Source organism: Klebsiella pneumoniae, from assembly GCF_000742135.1.
In the GTDB taxonomy this organism is placed as follows: Bacteria; Pseudomonadota; Gammaproteobacteria; order Enterobacterales; family Enterobacteriaceae; genus Klebsiella; species Klebsiella pneumoniae.
Genome location: NZ_KN046818.1, coordinates 66,023 through 86,618 on the forward strand (window position 1 = coordinate 66,023; position 20,596 = coordinate 86,618).

The window sequence follows — 20,596 nt, forward strand, 5'->3', positions numbered from 1 at the left end:
TGCCCCTATATTTCCAGACACCTGTTATCACTTAACCCATTACTGGCCCGCTGCCGCAGATATTCCCGTGGCGAGCGATAACCCAGCGCACTATGCGGATGCCATTCGTTATAATGCTCGAACGCCTCTGCAAGGTTCTTTGCTGCCGTTAACCCGTCTGGTTTGGGCATGATACTTATGTAGTCACGCTTTATCGTTTTCACGAAGCTCTCTGCTATTCCGTTACTCTCCGGACTCCGCACTGCCGTGTTCTTCGGTTCAAGTCCCAACATCCTGGCGAACTGACGTGTTTCATTCGCCCGGTAGCATGAACCATTATCCGTCAGCCACTCCACTGGAGACGCCGGAAGCTCGCTGCCAAAGCGGCGTTCCACTGCTCCAGCATGACGTCCTGTACTGTTTCACTGTCGAAGCCACCCGTTGTGACTGCCCAGTGCAGTGCCTCACGGTCACAGCAGTCCAGCGCGAACGTGACCCGCAGTTTTTCTCCGTTATCACAGCGGAACTCAAACCCGTCAGAGCACCATCGCTGATTACTTTCTTTCACAGCCACTCTGCCGGTATGTGCCCGTTTCGATGGCGGTACAGCGGGTTTTCGCTCAAGCAACAGCGCATTCTGGCGCATGATCCGGTAAACACGTTTGGCATTGATCGCAGGCATACCATCAGGTTCTGTTTGTCTGCGAAGCAGCGCCCATACCCGACGATAACCATATGTGGGCAGCTCTCCGATAACATGGTGTATACGGCGAAGCACATCCGTATCATCCGTGTGACGGCTGCGGCGGCCGTCCTTCCAGTCATCGGTTCGTCTGAGAATGACGTGCAACTGCGCACGCGACACCCGGAGACAACGGCTGACGAAGCTTACTCCCCATCCCCGGGCAATAAGGGCGCGTGCGCTATCCACTTTTTTGCTCGCCCATATTCAACGGCTTCTTTAAGGAGTTCATTTTCCATCGTTTTTTTGCCGAGCAGGCGCTGGAGTTCTTTAATCTGCTTCATGGCGGCAGCAAGTTCAGAGGCAGGAACGACCTGTTCTCCGGCAGCCACAGCAGTAAGACTTCCCTCCTGGTATTGCTTACGCCAGAGAAATAGCTGGCTGGCTGCCACACCATGTTGCCGGGCAACAAGGGAGACCGTCATTCCCGGTTCAAAGCTCTGCTGAACGATAGCGATCTTTTCCTGTGTAGTACGCCGTCTGCGTTTCTCCGGCCCTAAGACATCAATCATCTGTTCTCCAATGACTAGTCTAAAAACTAGTATTAAGACTATCACTTATTTAAGTGATATTGGTTGTCTGGAGATTCAGGGGGCTAGTCTACTGTAGTGAAATAATCCAGGATGTCGCGCCATGCTGAGTCTTCCGCGGCGCTGCCACGATGACATTCATCAATCACGACTAAGTCGAAGAAATCCCGTGGAAACTGGCGATAGATTTGCTTCCATTCTTCCTTTCCCGTTACCGCTTGGTAGAGGGCAAGGTAGATCTCATAGTTCTTTTTGACTTCACGGTTAGTGACCTTATGCATCACCTCACCGAAAGGGGCGAAATCCTGCTGCATGGTCTGGTCGACGAGAATATTGCGGTCGGCCAAAAACAGAATGCGTTTCTTGGATTTTGCTTTCCATAAGCGCCAAATAATCTGAAAAGCTGTATACGTTTTCCCTGTACCAGTGGCCATGACTAGCAATATTCGTGTTTGCCTTCTGGCTACAGCTTCAATGGCACGGTTGATTGCCACACGCTGATAGTAACGTGGTTCGCGGCCGCTGCCATCGGTATAAAACGGCTGTTCAATCAGCGTTACAGCTTCAGGTGCAACTAGCCCTTTCCATTGTTGATATACCGTCCACAAATCGGACAAGGTCGGGAATTGGGTAAGCTGAAGTTCTCGTTCGACAGGTAGGGAGAGGCCGGTTCGGTCATGCAGGAGAAAACCATCACCATTACTACTGATGGCAAACGGCGCGTCTAGCATTTCGGCATAGGCTAGAGCTTGTTGCATACCATGCCCAATGGAGAACTTCGCCTGTTTGGCTTCTAAAACTGCGATCGGCACATTTGGTCTTGCATATAGCACATAATCAGCACGTTTAGGACCTCCTTTAGCTTCAGGATTTTTTACTCGAGAGGCCATCTTACCGCGTACCATGACACGACCATCGGTGAGGTTGACTTCCTCTCGGAACTGATGCTGCTGCCAGCCAGCTTGTTGAATAGCTGGAGTAATGAATTTTGTGCAGATATCTCGCTCACTGAGCTGATGTTTATCCATGACAGTAGCTCCTTCAACGTTCCGGTATATGTGCTTTAGGTACTATGCAAAAGTATCAAATGACTATGTTTAATAAATATCCACGCGGGCGAGCTACGTCTCAATCCACGCAGAATTAGTGTCCTTTTCGTGCAGAATAGTACTCATTGGTGTACCAGAAACCATACCACGCTCCCCAGCCAACTCAATTATCTGATTAACCCTTTTCTTATTGACAGTTTTGTGTGGCTCGTTTGCCAATGAGCCCCTATGAGGGGCTCGGTTATAACATATCGATTTTCTACGCCGACCAACACCTGACGTAAACTAGTCGTCAGATTTTAATTTAGAAACGAAAGAGCATTTATCAACGGCTCACTCGCCGTTCCCCCGCTCGATCTTCGCATAGTCAAATGGCGTAATCACCTTCCCCCGATTCGCATCAAGATAATCCGCCCACCACTGCAGCATCAACCTGCGCTCCCCCAGATGCTCCGCCTTATGAATGTAGGCAGCCCTAACAGAGCTACGCTCCTGATGGCTCATCTGCCTTTCTACCGCATCTCTCGACCATAACCCCGATTCAATTAACGAACTACACGCCATCGTCCTGAACCCATGCCCACACACTTCCGTTTTCGTGTCATACCCCATCACGCGCAGCGCCTTGTTAACCGTATTCTCACTCATCGGCTTACGGGGATCGTGATCGCCTATGAAAATCAGCTCTCGATTCCCATTCATGCTTTTGATCTTTTCCAGAATAGCTAAGGCCTGACGCGATAAAGGAACAAGATGGGGCGTCCGCATCTTTGAACCACGCTGAGAATGTTTAACACCGTCCAGCGCTTCACGCTTACCAGGGATCGTCCACATGGCCGTTTCAAAATCCACTTCTGACCAGCGAGCAAAACGCAGTTCACTTGAACGAATGAAGACCAACAAAGTGAGTTCAACGGCCAATCGAGTTAAAGGCCTTCCAGAATAGTGATCAATGCGGTTAAGTAATTCAGGAATGCGGTTAAGTTCCAGAGCAGCACGATGCTGTCTTTTCGCCGTAGCAACCGCACCGGCAATCTCTTGCGCAGGGTTGTAGTCGATTAAACCACTCTGCACAGCAAAGCGCATAATCGCGGTAGTTCGCTGTTGCAAACGAGCCGCAACTTCGAGTCGTCCGGATGATTCCACCGCTTTGATGGGCACAAGAAGATCCCGCGTTTTCAGTTCTGCAATGTTCCGCTTACCGATAGCAGCAAAGAGATTATCTTCCAGGCTTTTCAACACACGAGCACTATGCGATGCAGACCACTTCTGATTGCTGGCATGCCAGTCTCTGGCGACCACTTCAAACGTTATTGCCTCTTGCTCCTGCTCTACCTTAACGGCTTTCTTGTTCTCACTGGGATCTACGTCATTAGCTAATAGCTTACGGGCTTCGTCTCGCCGTGATCTAGCATCCGCTAACGACACTTCAGGGTATTTCCCCAGCGCCAGCATCTTCTCTTTACCGCCAAAGCGATAACGAAGCCGCCAGTATTTTGAGCCGTTAGGGTGAACCAGCAAAACCATGCCATCGCCGTCAGTCAGCTTATAGGCTTTTGCTTCAGGCTTAGCCGAACGAACCTTCACATCACTCAGAGCCATGATGAGTATCCTTTCAAGGGTTCTGTGTGGGTACAAACATTATCGAACCGGGATATACCCGCAGTTGTACCCGCATCAGTAAGTTGATGTAGATTGAATCAGGTTGACTTAGGTTGAGTGAAAAAGCGAGGAACGCCTTGCGGATACTGGATTTTAGGCACAAAAAAAGACGTCCGTTGACGTCTATTGATGTTCCGATGGTGCCGAAGGCCGGACTCGAACCGGCACGTATTTCTACGGTTGATTTTGAATCAACTGCGTCTACCGATTTCGCCACTTCGGCACTGAAGGGGATGCGGAAACGTTCTGGATTATACCTGTCGGCGGCGGTCATGCAAGCGACAGCGTGTCGTCATTGCGCTAAGTGTTGAAAAAAACAGCGCTATCCTGCGCGGCGTCAGCTTTTACCGCCGTTCCGGGGCGCGACTGCCATCAGCAACCCTCCTCTCACAACCCCCACAACCCCAGCACCACCTGCCAGCCACTCCCCTTTCCCCTTGCCCCCCAAACTTCACTCAAAGTCATCTCTATTTTTTCTCACACCATTCTCACCCGAATCACTCAACCCAACCCAACCCAACCCAACCCAACCCACCCATCCCCAATATCCACTCCCCAACTATTCCCCCCACCCCACCCACCCGCATTCCCATATATTCCAGAAAGTTTTAATCAATGCCTTTTTATTACTCACCCACTCCGCAGTCAAATATTAATTTCATCAATATTTTTATAACTTTACATTAATGAAAAGTTTTCTTTTTGCCGTTTAATCCAGGATTTTCCTCAGGCGTGAAGGGTTCCGGTAAACACTATTTTTACTAGTCGCTGTACGAGTCTTGATGGACATATTCACTCGATGAATTAACTCAGGAGAATACTTGTGACGACGTTAAAACCTTTGCTGGCCCGCAACCGCAGTTGGGCGCTGCAGAAGTGTCAGCATGACCCGGACTATTTCGAAAAATGGGTCGACGGGCAGCGGCCCCACTCGCTGTGGATCGGCTGCTCCGACAGCCGCGTGCCCGCCGAGGTGCTCACCGGCAGTCAGCCCGGCGAGCTCTTTGTCCACCGCAATATCGCCAACATGCTCGATCCCGCCGACGACAACGTCATGAGCGTCCTGCAGTATGCCCTCGACTACCTTGAGGTGGAGCGGGTGGTGCTCTGCGGCCACTACGGCTGCGGCGGGGTGCAGGCGGCGCTCTCCCTGCCCACCCTGCCGCTGGCGCACGAGTCCTCGGCGCTGGCTCGCCGCATCGGCCAGCTGCGCCACACCCTGCATCACGAAATTGCGCAGATCGCTGATGAATGTTGTGTTGCGGCCTCCCCCGGCGCCAGTGCCAGAGCCAGCACCGACGCGGAGCGCTCTCGTCATGCGCTGGACGCCCTGGTGGAAGCCAACGTTCGCGCCCAGTTCGCCCGTCTGCTGGAGAGTGAACCGGTGCAGACGGTGCTCGCCAGCGGGCGACCGATCAGCCTGCACGGCTGCGTCTACGATCTGGCTTCCGGCCATTTAACCACCCTCGTCGAACACCTCTCACCGCAGGAGCATGCCCCATGAACACGCTTCGTCAGGACTCTCTCGCCGGCATCGTCGTCTTCCTTGTCGCCCTGCCGCTGTGCCTCGGCATCGCCCAGGCCAGCGGCTTACCGCCTTTCGTCGGCCTGCTGACCGGCATCATCGGCGGCCTGGTCGTCACCGCCCTCAGCCCCTCCCGCTTCGCCGTCAGCGGCCCCGCCGCCGGACTGGTCACCATCGTCGTCGCCGCCATTGAATCCCTGGGTTCCTTCTCCCTCTTCCTGATGGCGCTGGTGCTGGCCGGCGTGCTGCAGCTGCTGTTCGGGATCCTGCGGGCCGGGCGCTTTATCTCCCTCGTTCCCGCCAGCGTCATCAAAGGCATGCTGGCGGCGATCGGCATCCTGCTGATTATGCAGCAGATCCCCGTTGCGCTCGGCAGCGCAGAAGAGACCGGGCTCGTTGATATCGTGAAGGGTAACGCCACCTTCTCCCTCAGTGCTATCGCCGTCGCCGCGGGCGGCCTGCTGGTGCTCTGGCTGTGGGGCTCGCCGCTTATCCGCCGGGTGAAGAGCCTACGCTGGATCCCCGGCCCGCTGATCGCTGTCCTGCTCGGTTGTGTCACCACCGTATTAATGACCCAGGCCGCGCCGCAGCAGCTTGCCACTCTGCCACGCATCACCCTGCCGGCGTTCGGCAGCCTCGGCGATCTGCTGGGCGAGCTGGAATCTCCGGCGTGGAGCGCGTGGCGCAATCCGTCGGTGTGGGTGGTGGCGGTAACCCTGGCGCTGGTCGCCAGCCTCGAAACCTTGCTCAGCCAGGAGGCGCTGAAAAAGCTGCGTCCGCAAAATCCGCCGCCTTCGCCGAACCGCGAAATGGTCGCCCAGGGCGTCGGCAATCTGCTCTCCGGCGTGCTGGGGGCGATGCCGATCACCGCGGTGATCGTCCGCAGCTCGGTGAACGTCAGCAATGGCGCGCAGAGCAAGCTGTCGATCTTTATCCACGGCGTCCTGCTGTTGATCTGCGGCCTGTGGTTCAGCGGCCTGCTGACCTTAATCCCGCTCGCCAGCCTCGCCGCCGTGCTGCTGTATACCGGCTATAAGCTGGCGACCCCGCGGCTGTTCATCGAGCAGTTCCGCCAGGGGGCGGCGCAGTACGTCCCGTTCCTCGCCACCATCGGCGGGATTATCGCCTGCGGCATGCTGGCGGGGATCGGGATTGGTCTTGCCACCCAGATGGCGTTCAGCCTCTGGCGCAGCCATCGCCACTCGCTGCAGCTGGCGCGCTACGATGACCACTACGTGCTGCGCATCCAGCAGAATCTGACCTTTATGCACAATCCGCATCTGCTAGCCCTGCTGTCGAAGATTCCGGAAAAGAGCGTGGTGATCGTCGAGCACGACAGCGTCGGCTACCTCGACCCGGACGTGCGGGCGGTGCTGGATGATTTTGCCGAGAACGCCCCGCAGCGCGGCATCCGCCTTAATCATTGGCCGCTGGCCAGCCGCTGACCTTAACGGGCGGCTGGTCCGCCCGCTTCGCGACCCCTCCGATTGCCAAGCGCCGGGGAATACCATGCTCTACACTTTCTGGGTTATCACGCCAACCCCAAGGAAATGAACATGACCATCATTAAAAGCTACGCCGCCAAAGAAGCGGGCGCCGATCTGTCGCTGTGGGAATACGATGCCGGCGAGCTACAGCCGGAAGATGTCGAAGTTGAAGTGGAATACTGCGGGATCTGCCATTCAGACCTGTCGATGATCGACAACGAATGGGGGATGTCGAGCTACCCGCTGGTGGCCGGTCACGAGGTGATTGGCCGGGTGGCGGCGCTGGGCAGCGCGGCGCAGGATAAAGGGCTGAAGATTGGCCAGAAGGTCGGCATCGGCTGGACGGCGCGCAGCTGCGGCCATTGCGACGCCTGCATCAGCGGCAACCAGATCAACTGTCTGGAAGGCTCGGTGCCGACCATTCTCAACCGCGGCGGCTTCGCCAATAAGCTGCGCGCCGACTGGCAGTGGGTGATCCCCCTGCCGGAGAGCATCGATCTGGCGTCCGCCGGCCCGATGCTGTGCGGCGGCATCACCGTCTTTAAACCGCTGCTGACCCACCACGTCACCGCCACCAGCCGCGTCGGGGTGATCGGCATCGGCGGCCTCGGCCATATCGCCATTAAGCTGCTGCGGGCGATGGGCGCGGAAGTGACCGCCTTCAGCTCCAACCCGGCCAAAGAGCAGGAAGTGCTGGCGATGGGCGCCGATCGCGTGGTCAACAGCCGCGATCCGGAAGCCTTAAAAGCGCTGGCCGGTCAGTTCGACCTGATCATCAACACCGTGGCGGTGGACCTCGACTGGCAGCCGTACTTCGAAGCCCTGGCTTACGGCGGCAACTTCCATACCGTCGGCGCGGTGATGAAGCCGTTCCCGGTGCCGGCCTTTACCCTGATCGGCGGCGACCGCAGCATCTCCGGCTCGGCGACCGGCAACCCGTCCGAATTGCGCACGCTGATGAAGTTTGCCGGGCGCAGCAAAGTGGCGCCAACCACCGAGCTGTTCCCGATGTCGCAGATTAACGAAGCGCTGAAGCACGTTCGCGAAGGCAAAGCCCGCTACCGCGCGGTGCTGAAAGCCGACTTCTGATGGTTCTCTCCCGCCGGGCGGCCCGCTCGCCCGGCGTTTTCCCCGTCGCTTCATCAAACCGTCATCTCCCCGCCATGCCTCTGTAGTCATTGCTTCCCACAATCCGGGCTTCGATAAATGGCTGAACGAGATGCGCGTCACCATGAGAAAGACCTGGCTTCCCTGGCTGATCCTGTCGCCTTCCCTGCTGTTTTTACTGCTGTTTACCTGGTTCCCGCTGGGGCGTTCGGTGTATGACAGCCTGTTTGATACCCGCATGGCCAGCGACGGCGCGCAGTATGTCGGGCTGGATAACTTCGCCCGCCTGTTTGCCGATAACGTCTTCTGGCAATCGCTGGGCAATAACCTGCTCTATATCCTGCTGACGGTAGTGCCCGGGGTGACCCTCGCCCTGCTGCTGGCGGTCGCCCTCAGCGAGAACCATCGTGTCAACCGCTGGCTGCGCACCGCCTTTTTCTTCCCGATGATTATCCCGATGGTCAGCGCCGCCGCGCTGTGGCTGTTTATCTTTATGCCCGGCCTCGGCCTGCTCGACCACTATCTGGCGAAGCTGTTCGGGCCGATGAACAACAACTGGCTGGGGCGCAGCAACAGCGCGCTGCTGGCCCTGGCGCTGATCGGCGTGTGGAAGTTCGCCGGCTACTACATGCTGTTTTTCCTCGCCGGGCTGCAGAGCATTCCGGCCTCGACGCGGGAAGCGGCGCTGATGGAGGGGGCTACCCGCACGCAGGTCTTTTTTAAGGTCACGCTACCGCTGCTGCGCCCGACCCTGAGCTTTGTGATCACCACCGCGCTGATCTACTCCATCACCCAGATAGACCACGTGGCGGTGATGACCCGCGGCGGGCCGGACAACGCCACCACCGTGCTGCTCTATTACATCCAGAATCTCGCCTGGGATACCCACGACCTCGGTAAAGCCTCCGCCGCCACCTTCCTCACCCTGGCCGGGCTGTTCGCCTTCTCGCTGATTAACCTGAAACTGCTGGAGAAAGGAGCCCACTATGAGCGCTGAAATCTCGCCGCTGCTGGTCCGCACGCCCGCCGCCGCCCGTCCGCTGTGGCTGCGCCTGCGCCGCTCGTCGCCCTTTACGCTCACAGTATTAATGTGCTGCATGGCGCTGCTGTGGGTCAGCCCGTTTATCTGGATGCTGGCGACCTCGTTCAGCGCCACCACCTTCGGCGACGATATGGCGTCGCTGCTGCCGCGCCTGCCGCTGACCCTCGATAACTTCCGCGACGCCTGGCAGAGCGCCGACTGGCTGAGCCTGTACGCCAACACCCTTATCTTCACCTTCGGCACCTTCTTCGTGCAGCTGTTGACCATCACCACCGCCGGGTACGTCTTCGCCTGCCACGAGTTTCGCGGCAAGCAGACGCTGTTTCTCCTGTTCCTGGTGCAGCTGATGATCATGCCGGTGGTGATGATGGTGCCGAACATGCTGACCCTGAAAACCTTCGGCCTGCTCAACACCCTCACCGGGGTGATGATGCCCTATTTCACCTCGGCGTTCGGCGTGTTCCTGATGCGTCAGGCGTTCCTCGCCATCCCGAAAGAGCTGGAGGAGGCGGCGCTGATGGAGGGCTGCCGCTGGTGGCAGGTGCTGTTCCGCGTGCTGCTGCCGATGTCCTGGCCGTCGGTGCTGGCCTTCGCCACCGTCAGCATTACCTACCACTGGAACGAGTACCTGTGGCCGCTGATGATGCTCAACGATCCCGATAAGCAGGTGCTGACCGTCGGGCTGGTCTCCTTCGCCATGGGCGCCGAATCCGGCGGCCAGTGGGGCACCATCGGCGCCGGGACGCTGATGGTCTGCCTGCCGCTGATGCTGGCGTTCATCCTTTTTCAGAAACAGTTCCTGCGGAGCTTCGGCTTCTCCGGGATCAAATAAGGAGTGATTCATGCTGTTAGCGCACATTTCCGATACCCATTTCCGCAGCCGCGGCGAGAAGCTGTACGGCTTTATCGACGTCAATGCCGCCAACGCCGACGTGGTCTCCCAGCTTAACGCGCTGCGCGAGCCCCCGGACGCGGTGGTGGTGAGCGGGGATATCGTCAACTGCGGCCGCCCGGAGGAGTATCAGGTGGCCCGCCAGATCCTCGGCAGCCTGAACTATCCGCTGTATCTGATCCCCGGCAACCACGACGACAAAGCCCATTTTCTCGAGCATCTTCATCCGCTGTGCCCGCAGCTGGGCAACGATCCGCAAAATATGCGCTATGCGGTGGATGACTTCGCCACCCGCCTGCTGTTTATCGACTCCAGTCATGCCGGCACGTCAAAAGGCTGGCTGACCGACGAGACCATCAGCTGGCTGGAGGCGCAACTGTTCGAGGGCGGCGACAAACCGGCAACGATCTTTATGCACCACCCGCCGCTGCCGCTGGGCAATGCGCAGATGGACCCGATCGCCTGCGAAAACGGCCACCGTCTGCTGGCGCTGGTGGAGCGTTTCCCGTCGCTGACGCGCATCTTCTGCGGCCATAACCACAGCCTGACCATGACCCAGTATCGCCAGGCGCTGATCTCCACCATTCCCGGCACCGTTCATCAGGTGCCGTACTGCCACGAAGACACCCGGCCCTATTACGACCTCTCTCCGGCCTCGTGCCTGATGCACCGTCAGGTCGGTGAGCAGTGGGTGAGCTATCAGCATTCGCTGGCCCACTACGCCGGCCCCTGGCTGTACGACGAAAACATCAGTTGCCCAACGGAAGAGCGCTAACCGCCATGCTCAGTCTGCAAAACATCAGTAAACGCTTCGACGGCAAACCGGCGCTCAGCGCCCTGTCGCTGGATATTCACGAAGGCGAATTCGTGGTGCTGGTCGGCCCGTCGGGCTGCGGGAAAAGCACCCTGCTACGCCTGCTCGCCGGGCTGGAGCCGGTCAGCGAAGGCCAAATCTGGCTGCATGATGAGAACATCACCGCCACCACGCCGCGCGAGCGCAACTTCGCAATGATCTTCCAGAACTATGCCCTGTTCCCCCATCTGTCGGTGCGCGACAACATCACCTTCGGCATGAAGGTGCGCAAGGAAGAGAAAAGCAGCTGGCAGCCGCGGGTGGATAAAGTGGCGCAGATGCTGCAGCTGGAGGCGCTGCTCGACCGCAAACCGGCGAAGCTCTCCGGCGGCCAGCGCCAGCGGGTGGCGATGGCCCGGGCGATTGTGCGCAATCCGCGGCTGTTCCTGATGGACGAGCCGCTCTCCAACCTCGACGCCCGCCTGCGCAGCGAAGTGCGCGACAGCATTATGGCGCTCCACCAGCAGCTGAAAACCAGCACCATCTATGTGACCCACGATCAGACCGAGGCGATGTCGATGGCCGACCGCATCGTGGTGATGAACGGCGGCCACGTGCAGCAGGTCGGGCGCCCGGAGTATCTGTACGCCAACCCGGCCAATCTGTTCGTGGCCGGATTTATCGGTTCACCGGCAATGAATCTGCTATCGCTCCCCTGCGTTGACGGCAACGTTCAGCTTGGCGAACAACGCCATCCGCTGCCGCCGCGCCACCGGGATCAGACCCGCGTCTGGCTGGGCGTTCGCCCGGAACATATTACCGACCGCGTGGAAGAGGGCCATCTGCGCCTCCCGGCCACCGTTCTGCAACGAGAACTGATGGGGGCCGATTACCTGCTCCACGTCAGCACCCCGATCGGCACCCTGCGCTTTAGCCGCCGCCACCGCGGCACGGTGCCGGAGAAAGGCGAGTCGCTACTGGTCGGCTTCTCACCTGCCGATGTGCATCTTTTTCATGCTGAGACCCAGCATAATTTGTTGATGGAGTGTAATCATGTTTAAACCTTTTACGCTAGTCGCGGTTGGCCTCAGCCTTGCCCTGAGCGGCGCGGCGCTGGCGAAAGAGAAAATAGACTTCATGTTCCCGGCGCCGGTGGACGGCAAGCTGACCATGGAGATGACCCGCGTCATTAAGCAATTCAACGACTCGCAGCAGGATGTCGAAGTGCGCGGGATCTTCACCGGCAACTACGACACCACCAAGATCAAAGCCGAATCGGCGCAGAAGGCCGGCCAGCCGCCGGCGCTGGTGATCATGTCCGCCAACTTCACCACCGATCTGGCGCTGAAGGATGAAATCCTGCCGATGGATGAGCTGTTTAAATATGGCGATCAAAAGGCCGGCGATTTTCTGCAAAAGGAATTCTGGCCCGCGATGCATAAGAACGCCCAGGTGATGGGCACCACCTATGCGATCCCGTTCCATAACTCGACGCCGATCCTCTACTACAACAAGACGATGTTCGATCGGGCCGGGATCAAACAGCCGCCGCAGACCTGGGCCGAGCTGCTGGCCGATGCCAAAAAGCTGACCGACGAGAGCACAGGCCAGTGGGGGATCATGCTGCCGTCGACCAACGACGACTACGGCGGCTGGATCTTCTCGGCGCTGGTGCGCGCCAACGGCGGGAAATACTTTAACGAAGACTATCCGGGCGAGGTCTATTACAACTCGCCGACCGCCATCGGCGCCCTGCGCTTCTGGCAGGATCTGATCTACAAGGACAAGGTGATGCCGTCCGGGGTGCTGAACTCGAAGCAGATCAGCGCCGCGTTCTTCTCCGGCAAGCTCGGGATGGCGATGCTCAGCACCGGCGCGCTGGGCTTTATGCGCGAGAACAGCAAAGACTTTGAGCTTGGGGTGGCGATGCTGCCGGCCAAAGAGCAGCGCGCGGTGCCGATCGGCGGCGCCAGCCTGGTGAGCTTTAAAGGCATCAACGACGCGCAGAAGAAAGCGGCGTATCAGTTCCTGACCTATCTGGTGAGCCCCGAGGTGAACGGCGCGTGGAGCCGCTTCACCGGCTACTTCTCTCCGCGCAAGGCGTCATACGATACGCCGGAGATGAAGGCCTATCTGCAGCAGGATCCGCGGGCGGCGATCGCCCTTGAGCAGCTGAAGTACGCCCATCCATGGTACTCCACCTGGGAGACCGTGGCGGTGCGTAAGGCGATGGAGAACCAGCTGGCGGCGGTGGTCAATGATGCCAAAGTGACGCCGGAAGCGGCGGTGCAGGCGGCGCAGAAGGAAGCCGACGCGCTGATGAAACCGTATGTGGATAAGACCGCGCTGGCGGAAGTGAAGTGACGCATTACCCGTCATCGTCATCCTCACCCTGGCCCTCTCCCTGAGGGAGAGGGAACTGTCCGGCGCTGTGGTTAAGCCCTGAGTCCGGTTGTGAAAGGAAAAAAGCAGGCCATACCCGGTATGGCCTGAAAATGTCACAACGATTAGATCCCTGCCGTTTCGCGAATATATTTGCGCGCTTTGACGGCGTATTCGAAAGGATTGGCCAGAGCAGGATCCTGCTCGGCTTCCACTACCATCCAGCCTTTATAGCCAAAGTCGTCCAGCAGCTTGAACACCGGACGGAAATCGATCACCCCGTCGCCCGGGACGGTGAAGGTGCCTTTTTTCACGCCGTCGAGGAACGACAAGCCGTCGCGGCGCACCTGGTCGATCACCGGCGGGCGGACGTCTTTCAGGTGGACGTGGTTGATGCGCGGCAGATACTTTTTGAGGATCGCCAGCATCGGCGCTTCGCCGCCTTCGGAATACCAGGCGTGGCCGGTGTCGAACAGCAGGAAGACGCGCTCGTCCACCAGCGACATAAATTTGTCGATTTCCGCGGTGGTCTGAATGCCGGTGCCCATGTGGTGATGCAGACAGACCTGCATCCCCTTCTCCGCCGCCAGGCGACCGAGGGTGTTATAGCCTCCCGCTACCCGCTGCCACTCTTCGTCGCTGAAGCACGGCTTCGCATCGCCGAGGATCGGTTTATCCAGCCCCTGGATGCTGCCGCTCTGCTCGGAGCAGCCAATCACTTTCGCGCCCATCGCATGAAGGAAGTTCATGTGATTGACGAATTCATCAATGGTTTTTTCCCGCTGGCCGTTGGCGAAAAAGGTGCTGAACCAGGCGTTGCAGATCTGAATGCCGCGGATGTCCAGCATCGGCTTGAGAACCGCCGGGTCGCGCGGATATTTGCTGCCGACTTCGCTGCCGGTAAAGCCGGCCAGCGCCATTTCGCTGACGATCTGCTGGAAGGTGTTTTCGCTGCCGAGCTCCGGCATATCATCGTTAGTCCAGCCGATCGGGGCGATAGCCAGTTTGACGTTATCTTTGTTCATTGTAGGGCTCCTGCCGCTGCGCCTTACCGGCGCAGCAATTCACGTTCAATAAGTTCACGGGTTTCCACTGCCTGGTATTTCATTTTTTCCGGGTAGCCAAACAGCGAGGTGGCGACAATCGGCTCCCCGCCGACCTTGAAGGTCTGCTCGGCGAATTTCATTTCGCGCAGGGTGCGGAATAGCGCGTCGAAATCCACATCCCCTTCCCCGACGCCTACGTGCTGGTGCACCACGGCATCCACGCCCGGCGGGTTAACGATATAGCGGCAATGTTTCGTATGGTTGCGGGTATCCGCAATCAGGACATGGGAGAGATCGCTCCCGGCATAGCGCAGCATGCTCGCCACGTCGCCGACGCCTTTGTCGTAGAAAAAGGTGTGCGGCACGCTGTAGACGTACTTCACGTTATCGCTGCGGAACGACTTCACGATATCGACGGTTTCATTGTTCTCTTCGCAGAAATCCCAGGGATGCGCCTGGATCTCCACGCGGATGCCTTCCCGCTCAAAAATCGGCAACAGCTCTTCCATTGAGCGATAGAACATTTCATCGCAGATTTCGGGCTGATTCGGATCGCCGGAGAACTCGGTGTTGATCACCTGAACGCCCATCTCCACCGCAATTTCCACCAGCCGTTTCCAGTTTTTCACCGCCGCCTGACGGCGCAGTTCGTCCGGGCCGGACCAGCGGTAGACGCAGATAAACGACGACAGCTCAAGGCCGGTATCGCGCAGCGCCTGCTTGTACTCCGCCATGATCTCCCGGCTGGCGCGCGGGTGCTTGTAGAACGGGTTAATCTGCGGGTGCGGCGACTGTTCAATGTACTTGTAGCCCCACTCCGCTACCTGATGGACCATGCGGGTGATCCCGAGGTCCTTAATGACATCCACATCAAAGGCAATTTTCATCGTCGTTACCTGTGCAAAGAAGTTCCGTCAGCAAAACGCGCTTAACGTTTGTAGAATGCCGGGCACTCAGGCAGCGTCACTTCAACCGGCTCGCTGGTTCCCTGCGCTTTAATGCAGGCGTCCGCCGCCACCGACGCCGCGTAGCCGTCCCAGGCCGACGGGCCGTGCAGCTGGCCGGCTTTGACGTCGTTGATAAAGGCCTGCAGCTCGACGTCGTAGGCTTTGATAAAGCGGTCTTTCCAGTCGGTCAGAATGGCGGTCGACAGGTTGGCGGACTTGCGCATCTGGACGGCAGACGGCTCCGGCAGACGGGCAATCCCGGTCTCGCCGACCACTTCGCACTGGATGTCATACCCGTACTGGCAGTTCACGAACACTTCGACGTCGATCAGGGTGCCTTTTTTGGTTTCAAAGGAGACGATCTGCGGATCTTTCAGGCGCGCATGGGTGTGCGAGGTGGAGCGCGGGAAGCGCACCTGCACGGAACGGTAGTCATCGTTCAGCAGCCAGCGCAGCACGTCCAGCTCGTGGATCAGGGTGTTGGTGATCGCCATATCGGTGGTGTAGTTCTCGCCGACCGACTGGTTGCGGTGGGCGCAGCGCAGCATCAGCGGCGCGCCGATATCGCCATCGTCGATCACTTTTTTCAGCGCCAGATAGCCTTCGTCGTACGGGCGCATAAAGCCAACCTGCACCAGACGACGGCCGGCCTTCATTTCGGCATCGACGATGCGGCGGCAGCCTTCCGCAGACATCGCCAGCGGTTTTTCGCAGAATACCGGCTTACCGGCGGCGATGGCGGCCAGGGTGTACTCTTCGTGGGTCGGGTCCCAGGAGGTGACCAGGATGGCATCGACATCGCTGGCGTTAATCACGTCGTGACCGTCGGCGTAGACTTCCGCCTGCACGCCCGGCAGCGCGACCGCCGCGCGGGCGTTGTCGGCATTGATATCAGACACCGCCACAACGGTGGCGCCCTGCAGAACCTGGGTGCAGCGACGGATGTGTTCTTTACCGATAGCGCCAGCGCCGATGACACCTAATTTGAGCGACATAATGGTTTTCTCCGTAAGTCTGTAGGATTCAGGGTAGAGGTTCGTTTTAGTAATCACGCGCCTGGGCGCGCTTTTCATTAATCATTTGCGCCACCTTGCGGATCCGCTCAGAGAGCGCCGTCTGGGCGACCCCAACGTTCCACCAGCTGCCGTATTTGTGCACCATGGTCTTCGGTAGCACTTTAATATCAATCAGGGTGCTGACCGTTTCGCGACGGGCGGCGTCCAGCGCATGGCGCAGTTCGTCCAGGGTAGTGACGCGCCAGGTTTTGCAGCCGTAGCCGGCGGCGATGGTGGCGAAGTCCACCGGCACCAGGCCGCCCTGCAGCTGGCCGGTTTCCGGCTGACGGTAGCGGAACTCGGTGCCGAAGCTGTCCATCCCGTGCTCCATCTGCAGGTTGTTGATGCAGCCGTTGGCCATGTTGTCGAACAGCACGACGTTGATCTTCGCCCGCTCCTGCAGGGAGGTGACCAGCTCAGAGTGCAGCATCATGAACGAGCCATCGCCGACCAGGGAGTAGACTTCGCTCTGCGGCTGCGCCAGCTTCACGCCCAGCGCCGCGTTGACTTCGTATCCCATGCAGGAGTAGCCGTACTCCACGTGGTAGGTGTTTTCCGCGCGGTTGCGCCAGACGCGCTGCAGATCGCCTGGCAGGCTGCCCGCCGCCGCGACGATCACCGCCTCGGCCGGCAGCGTTTCATTCAGTACCCCAAGAACGCTGCTCTGGGTCAGGGTGGAGTCGGTGATCTGGCGGAACTCGCGATACACCGATTCGCGATCGAGATGATCGTCGATCTCCGGCACAAAGGATTTCTCCTGCCACACCGCCTGGTAGACGCGCTGGGTCTCTTTTAACTGACGGCTCTGCACGCTCTCGATCTGCGCGCCCCAGCCGGACTGCCAGCCGCTGTCCGCCAGCGCCGCGTCGAGAGCGGTCATCGCTTCCCGGGCGTCCGCCAGCATGGCAATGCCGTCCAGCTTCCAGGCGTCGAAGTTGCTGACGTTAATATTCAGGAAACGCACCTCCGGGTGCTGGAAAATCCATTTCGAGGCGGTGGTAAAATCGCTGAAGCGGGTGCCGACGCCGATCACCAGGTCGGCCTCTTTCGCCAGCAGGTTCGCCGCCAGGCAGCCCGTCTCGCCGACGCCGCCGACGTTCAGGGGGTGAGACGAGACCACCGTCCCCTTCCCGGCCTGGGTTTCGGCGAAGGGCACCCCGTAGCGCTCGGCGAAACGGGACAGCGCTTCGCCCGCGCCGGAGTATTTCACCCCGCCGCCGCAGACGATCAGCGGTTTACGGCTGGCTTTGATGGCCGCCACGGCGTCCGCCAGCTGCGCGGCGCTGGCCGGGCGGCGGTCGAGACGGTGCACGCGGCGCGCAAAGAAGGATTCCGGGTAATCCCAGGCTTCGCCCTGCACATCCTGCGGCAGGCACAGCGTTACCGCGCCGGTTTCCGCCGGGTCGGTCAGGACGCGCATGGCGTTGATGCAGGCGCTCATCAGCTGTTCCGGGCGGGTAATGCGGTCCCAGTATTTGCTGACTGCGCGGAAGGCATCATTGGTACTGATGCTGAGATCGTAGCTCTGTTCAATTTGCTGGAGCACCGGATCCGGCTGGCGGGTGGCGAAGACATCGCCCGGCAGCAGCAGCAGTGGGATGCGGTTGGCGCTGGCGGTGCCGGCGGCAGTGATCATGTTGGCCGCCCCTGGACCGATGGAGGAGGTGCAGGCGATAATCTGCCGGCGCAGGGCCTGGCGGGCAAAACCGGTGGCCGCGTGGGCCATCCCCTGCTCGTTGCGCCCCTGATAGACGCGCATATCGCCGCTGTCCTGCTCCAGCGCCTGCCCCAGCCCCAGGACGTTGCCATGGCCGAAAATCGCGAAAATGCCTTTCACGAACTTCAGCTCTACGCCATCCACTTCCAGGTACTGGTTATCGAGGAACTTCACCAGCGCCTGCGCCGTTGTCAGTCTCAGTTTGCCCATGATGCACAATCCTTATTGTTCAGTATTTGTGTGTGGCGTCGCGCCGATGCCGCCGGGGCCGTCGTTCACGTCACTGGAATACCTGTGGATTATAGGCAAACTTTTTTTTCATTAAATACAAATACAGAAGAAATATTTCATTTTGCGAGAAGGATCAAACTCTCTACCCATTTCATACGTTTCACTTACATTCCAGACACGTTTTCGGGCCCTTTTTTGCCGCACCAGACGGCAATATCCCCTTAAAAATCATAGGTAAATGGATGCCATTTGGCGTTTCATTTTCCCCCGGGTCGACAGAGGGGGCGATCCGCGCTCGCGCGAGGCTCAGTGCGGCAGAGTGGTAGATCCCTCACACTTTTGGTTTTTTAATTTCGAACGAGTTTGCAAATGAAATATTTATTTCTCAAACTAAGGGTAACCAATAACCCTCAGGCTGTTCACGGAGTCGACGTCGGGATCCCGACCCTTCCAGGCAGCAGACACCAAAAAGGAAATCCTAGCTATGAATGCAGCAGTAAAGCGGCTCGACGTCATCTGTATAGGTCGGGTGGCCGTCGACCTCTATGCCCAGCAGATTGGTTCGCGGCTAGAAGACGTTGCCAGTTTCGCGAAATATCTCGGCGGCTCCTCCGGCAACGTGGCCTTTGGCACCGCGATTCAGGGGCTGAAATCGGCCATGCTGGCGCGCGTTGGCGATGAACACAACGGCCGTTTCCTGCGCGAAACGCTCAACCGCGCCGGGGTGGATACCGAGTATCTGATTACCGACAAATCTCGCCTGACCGCGCTGGTGATGCTGGGGATTAAGGATCAGGAGACCTTCCCCCTGATTTTCTACCGCGATAACTGCGCCGATATGGCCTTAACGCCTGACGACATTAGCGAGGAGTATATTGCCTCCTCCCGGGCGCTGGCGGTGACTGGCACCCACCTGTCGCACGCCAACACCCGCGCCGCGGTGCTGAAGGCGCTGGAGTACGCCCGCCGTCACGGCCTGCGTACCGCGCTGGATATCGATTACCGTCCGGTGCTGTGGGGGCTCACCTCGCTCGGCGATGGCGAAACCCGTTTCATTGAGTCCGGACCGGTCACCAGCCAGCTGCAGGAAGTGCTGCATCTGTTCGATTTGGTGGTGGGAACCGAAGAAGAGTTTCATATTGCCGGGGGCAGCACCGATACCCTGACCGCGCTGAAAAATGTGCGCAATGCCACCAAAGCCACTCTCGTCTGCAAGCGCGGGCCGATGGGCTGCGTGGTGCTGGAAGGCGACATCCCGGACAGCTGGGACCAGGTGCCGCTGCAGCAGGGCGTGCGCGTGGAGGTTCTCAACGTGCTGGGCGCCGGGGATGCCTTTATGTCGGGTCTGCTGCGCGGCTGGCTCAACGACGAAGGCTGGGAGCAGGCTTGCCGTTACGCCAACGCCTGCGGGGCGCTGGTGGTCTCCCGCCACGGCTGCGCGCCGGCGATGCCGACCAAAGTCGAACTCGATGACTACCTGCAGCGCGCCGAATCGGTGCCGCGCCCGGACGTCGACGAGCGCCTCAACCACCTGCACCGGGTCACCAGCCGCCGTCAGCAGTGGCCGGAGCTGTGCATTTTCGCCTTTGACCATCGCAAACAGCTGGCCGATCTGGCGCGGGAGACCGGGCGCGACGAAGCCTGCATTCCGCAGCTCAAGCTGCTGTTGTTGGCCGCGGCCGAAGCGGCGGCGCAGGAGGCAGGTCTCGATCAGCGCAGCGGCATTCTGGCCGACGGCACCTACGGCCAGCGTGCGCTCAACGCCATTACCGGCAAGGGCTGGTGGATCGGGCGCCCTATCGAACTGCCCAGCTCGCGACCACTGCGTCTGGAGCATGGCAACATCGGCTCGCAGCTGATCGACTGGCCGCTGGAGCATGTCGTCAAATGCCTGGTCTTCTATCACCCGGACGACCCGGCGGCGCTGCGTGCAGAGCAGGACGCCCTGCTGCTCGAGGTCTGGCAGGCCTGTAACAAGTCAGGCCATGAACTGCTGCTGGAGGTGATCCTGCCGGAAAATGGCCCGGACAAAGACGAGCGCCATTACCACACTATGCTGGAACACTTTTATCAGCTGGGGATCAAACCGGACTGGTGGAAGCTGCCGCCGCTCTCCAGCGCCAGCTGGCAGCAGATCACCGCCCTCATCGAGCGCGAAGATCCGTGGAGCCGCGGGATCCTGATCCTCGGGCTTGACGCGCCTTCCGACAAACTGCGCGCCGGTTTCGCCGAGGCGGCCGCACACCCGATGATCAAAGGTTTCGCCGTCGGGCGCACCATCTTTGGCCAGCCGTCGCGGCGCTGGATGCAGGGTGAGCTCAGCGATGAGGCCCTGATAGAGGAAGTGAAACGCAACTACCTGACGCTCATTGGCTACTGGCGCGAAGCCCGCCGCTGATCCCCCGACGCC

General features: G+C 59.2%; 14 protein-coding genes, 1 tRNA gene and 2 pseudogenes. 9 read left to right on the plus strand and 8 right to left on the minus strand.

Going from position 1 to position 20,596, the window contains the following annotated elements; translation table 11 throughout:
• Positions 1–5: 5 nt before the first annotated feature.
• The 4 genes and pseudogenes from DR88_RS27480 to DR88_RS24500 form a co-directional block, all read right to left on the minus strand.
• Positions 6–1,233 (minus strand): annotated as a pseudogene (locus DR88_RS27480) (IS3 family transposase).
• A 98-nt stretch (positions 1,234–1,331) separates the two neighbouring features.
• A pseudogene (locus DR88_RS24510) lies at positions 1,332–2,279 on the minus strand (DEAD/DEAH box helicase family protein); the annotation flags it as partial.
• A gap of 354 nt (positions 2,280–2,633) precedes the next feature.
• Positions 2,634–3,902, minus strand: a complete 1,269-nt coding sequence (locus DR88_RS24505) for a tyrosine-type recombinase/integrase (protein WP_004146813.1) — start codon at positions 3,900–3,902, stop codon at positions 2,634–2,636.
• Positions 3,903–4,100: 198 nt separating this feature from the next.
• A tRNA-Leu gene (locus DR88_RS24500) sits at positions 4,101–4,185 on the minus strand.
• 600 nt (positions 4,186–4,785) lie between these two features.
• Here DR88_RS24500 and DR88_RS24495 point away from each other — a divergent pair.
• The 8 genes from DR88_RS24495 to DR88_RS24460 all read left to right on the plus strand — a co-directional run bounded on the left by DR88_RS24495 (position 4,786) and on the right by DR88_RS24460 (position 13,172).
• Positions 4,786–5,466 (plus strand): carbonic anhydrase, encoded by a 681-nt coding sequence (locus DR88_RS24495; protein WP_032443767.1) that lies wholly within the window; start codon positions 4,786–4,788, stop codon positions 5,464–5,466.
• Entirely contained in the window at positions 5,463–6,932 is a 1,470-nt protein-coding gene (locus DR88_RS24490) for a SulP family inorganic anion transporter (protein ID WP_032443768.1), read from the plus strand. The genes DR88_RS24495 and DR88_RS24490 overlap by 4 nt, the downstream gene beginning before the upstream one ends.
• A 111-nt stretch (positions 6,933–7,043) precedes the next feature.
• On the plus strand, positions 7,044–8,063 hold the full coding sequence (ahr, locus tag DR88_RS24485) for an NADPH-dependent aldehyde reductase Ahr (protein ID WP_004177639.1): 1,020 nt from the start codon (positions 7,044–7,046) through the stop codon (positions 8,061–8,063).
• Positions 8,064–8,193: 130 nt separating this feature from the next.
• Positions 8,194–9,078 carry a carbohydrate ABC transporter permease gene (locus tag DR88_RS24480; RefSeq protein ID WP_004146807.1) on the plus strand — a complete coding sequence of 295 codons (885 nt, stop codon included), beginning with the start codon at positions 8,194–8,196 and terminating at the stop codon, positions 9,076–9,078.
• Positions 9,068–9,955 (plus strand): carbohydrate ABC transporter permease, encoded by an 888-nt coding sequence (locus tag DR88_RS24475; protein WP_009484068.1) that lies wholly within the window; start codon positions 9,068–9,070, stop codon positions 9,953–9,955. Before DR88_RS24480 ends, DR88_RS24475 begins: the two co-directional genes overlap by 11 nt.
• 10 nt (positions 9,956–9,965) lie before the next feature.
• Positions 9,966–10,790, plus strand: a complete 825-nt coding sequence (gpdQ, locus tag DR88_RS24470) for a glycerophosphodiester phosphodiesterase GpdQ (RefSeq protein ID WP_025862170.1) — start codon at positions 9,966–9,968, stop codon at positions 10,788–10,790.
• 5 nt (positions 10,791–10,795) lie between these two features.
• The gene (locus DR88_RS24465) at positions 10,796–11,869 is read left to right on the plus strand and encodes an ABC transporter ATP-binding protein (RefSeq protein WP_004222208.1); all 1,074 of its coding nucleotides are present in this window, start codon (positions 10,796–10,798) and stop codon (positions 11,867–11,869) included.
• On the plus strand, positions 11,862–13,172 hold the full coding sequence (locus DR88_RS24460; RefSeq protein ID WP_023159711.1) for an ABC transporter substrate-binding protein: 1,311 nt from the start codon (positions 11,862–11,864) through the stop codon (positions 13,170–13,172). Before DR88_RS24465 ends, DR88_RS24460 begins: the two co-directional genes overlap by 8 nt.
• Positions 13,173–13,315: 143 nt before the next feature.
• Here the strand turns inward: DR88_RS24460 and iolE are convergent, their stop codons facing one another.
• The 4 genes from iolE to iolD are packed head-to-tail and all read right to left on the minus strand — an operon-like array spanning position 13,316 to position 18,165.
• Positions 13,316–14,215, minus strand: coding sequence for a myo-inosose-2 dehydratase (iolE, locus tag DR88_RS24455; protein WP_025862171.1), 900 nt, complete (start codon positions 14,213–14,215; stop codon positions 13,316–13,318).
• Positions 14,216–14,238: 23 nt separating this feature from the next.
• The gene (locus tag DR88_RS24450; RefSeq protein WP_004152193.1) at positions 14,239–15,123 is read right to left on the minus strand and encodes a sugar phosphate isomerase/epimerase family protein; all 885 of its coding nucleotides are present in this window, start codon (positions 15,121–15,123) and stop codon (positions 14,239–14,241) included.
• A gap of 41 nt (positions 15,124–15,164) precedes the next feature.
• Entirely contained in the window at positions 15,165–16,178 is a 1,014-nt protein-coding gene (gene iolG, locus DR88_RS24445) for a bifunctional inositol 2-dehydrogenase/D-chiro-inositol 1-dehydrogenase (RefSeq protein ID WP_032443769.1), read from the minus strand.
• A gap of 46 nt (positions 16,179–16,224) precedes the next feature.
• On the minus strand, positions 16,225–18,165 hold the full coding sequence (gene iolD, locus DR88_RS24440; protein WP_032443770.1) for a 3D-(3,5/4)-trihydroxycyclohexane-1,2-dione acylhydrolase (decyclizing): 1,941 nt from the start codon (positions 18,163–18,165) through the stop codon (positions 16,225–16,227).
• Between the two features lie 505 nt (positions 18,166–18,670).
• On the opposite strand from iolD, the gene DR88_RS24435 reads away from it, so the two are divergent.
• Positions 18,671–20,584 (plus strand): bifunctional 5-dehydro-2-deoxygluconokinase/5-dehydro-2-deoxyphosphogluconate aldolase, encoded by a 1,914-nt coding sequence (locus DR88_RS24435; RefSeq protein WP_004146797.1) that lies wholly within the window; start codon positions 18,671–18,673, stop codon positions 20,582–20,584.
• Positions 20,585–20,596: the final 12 nt, after the last annotated feature.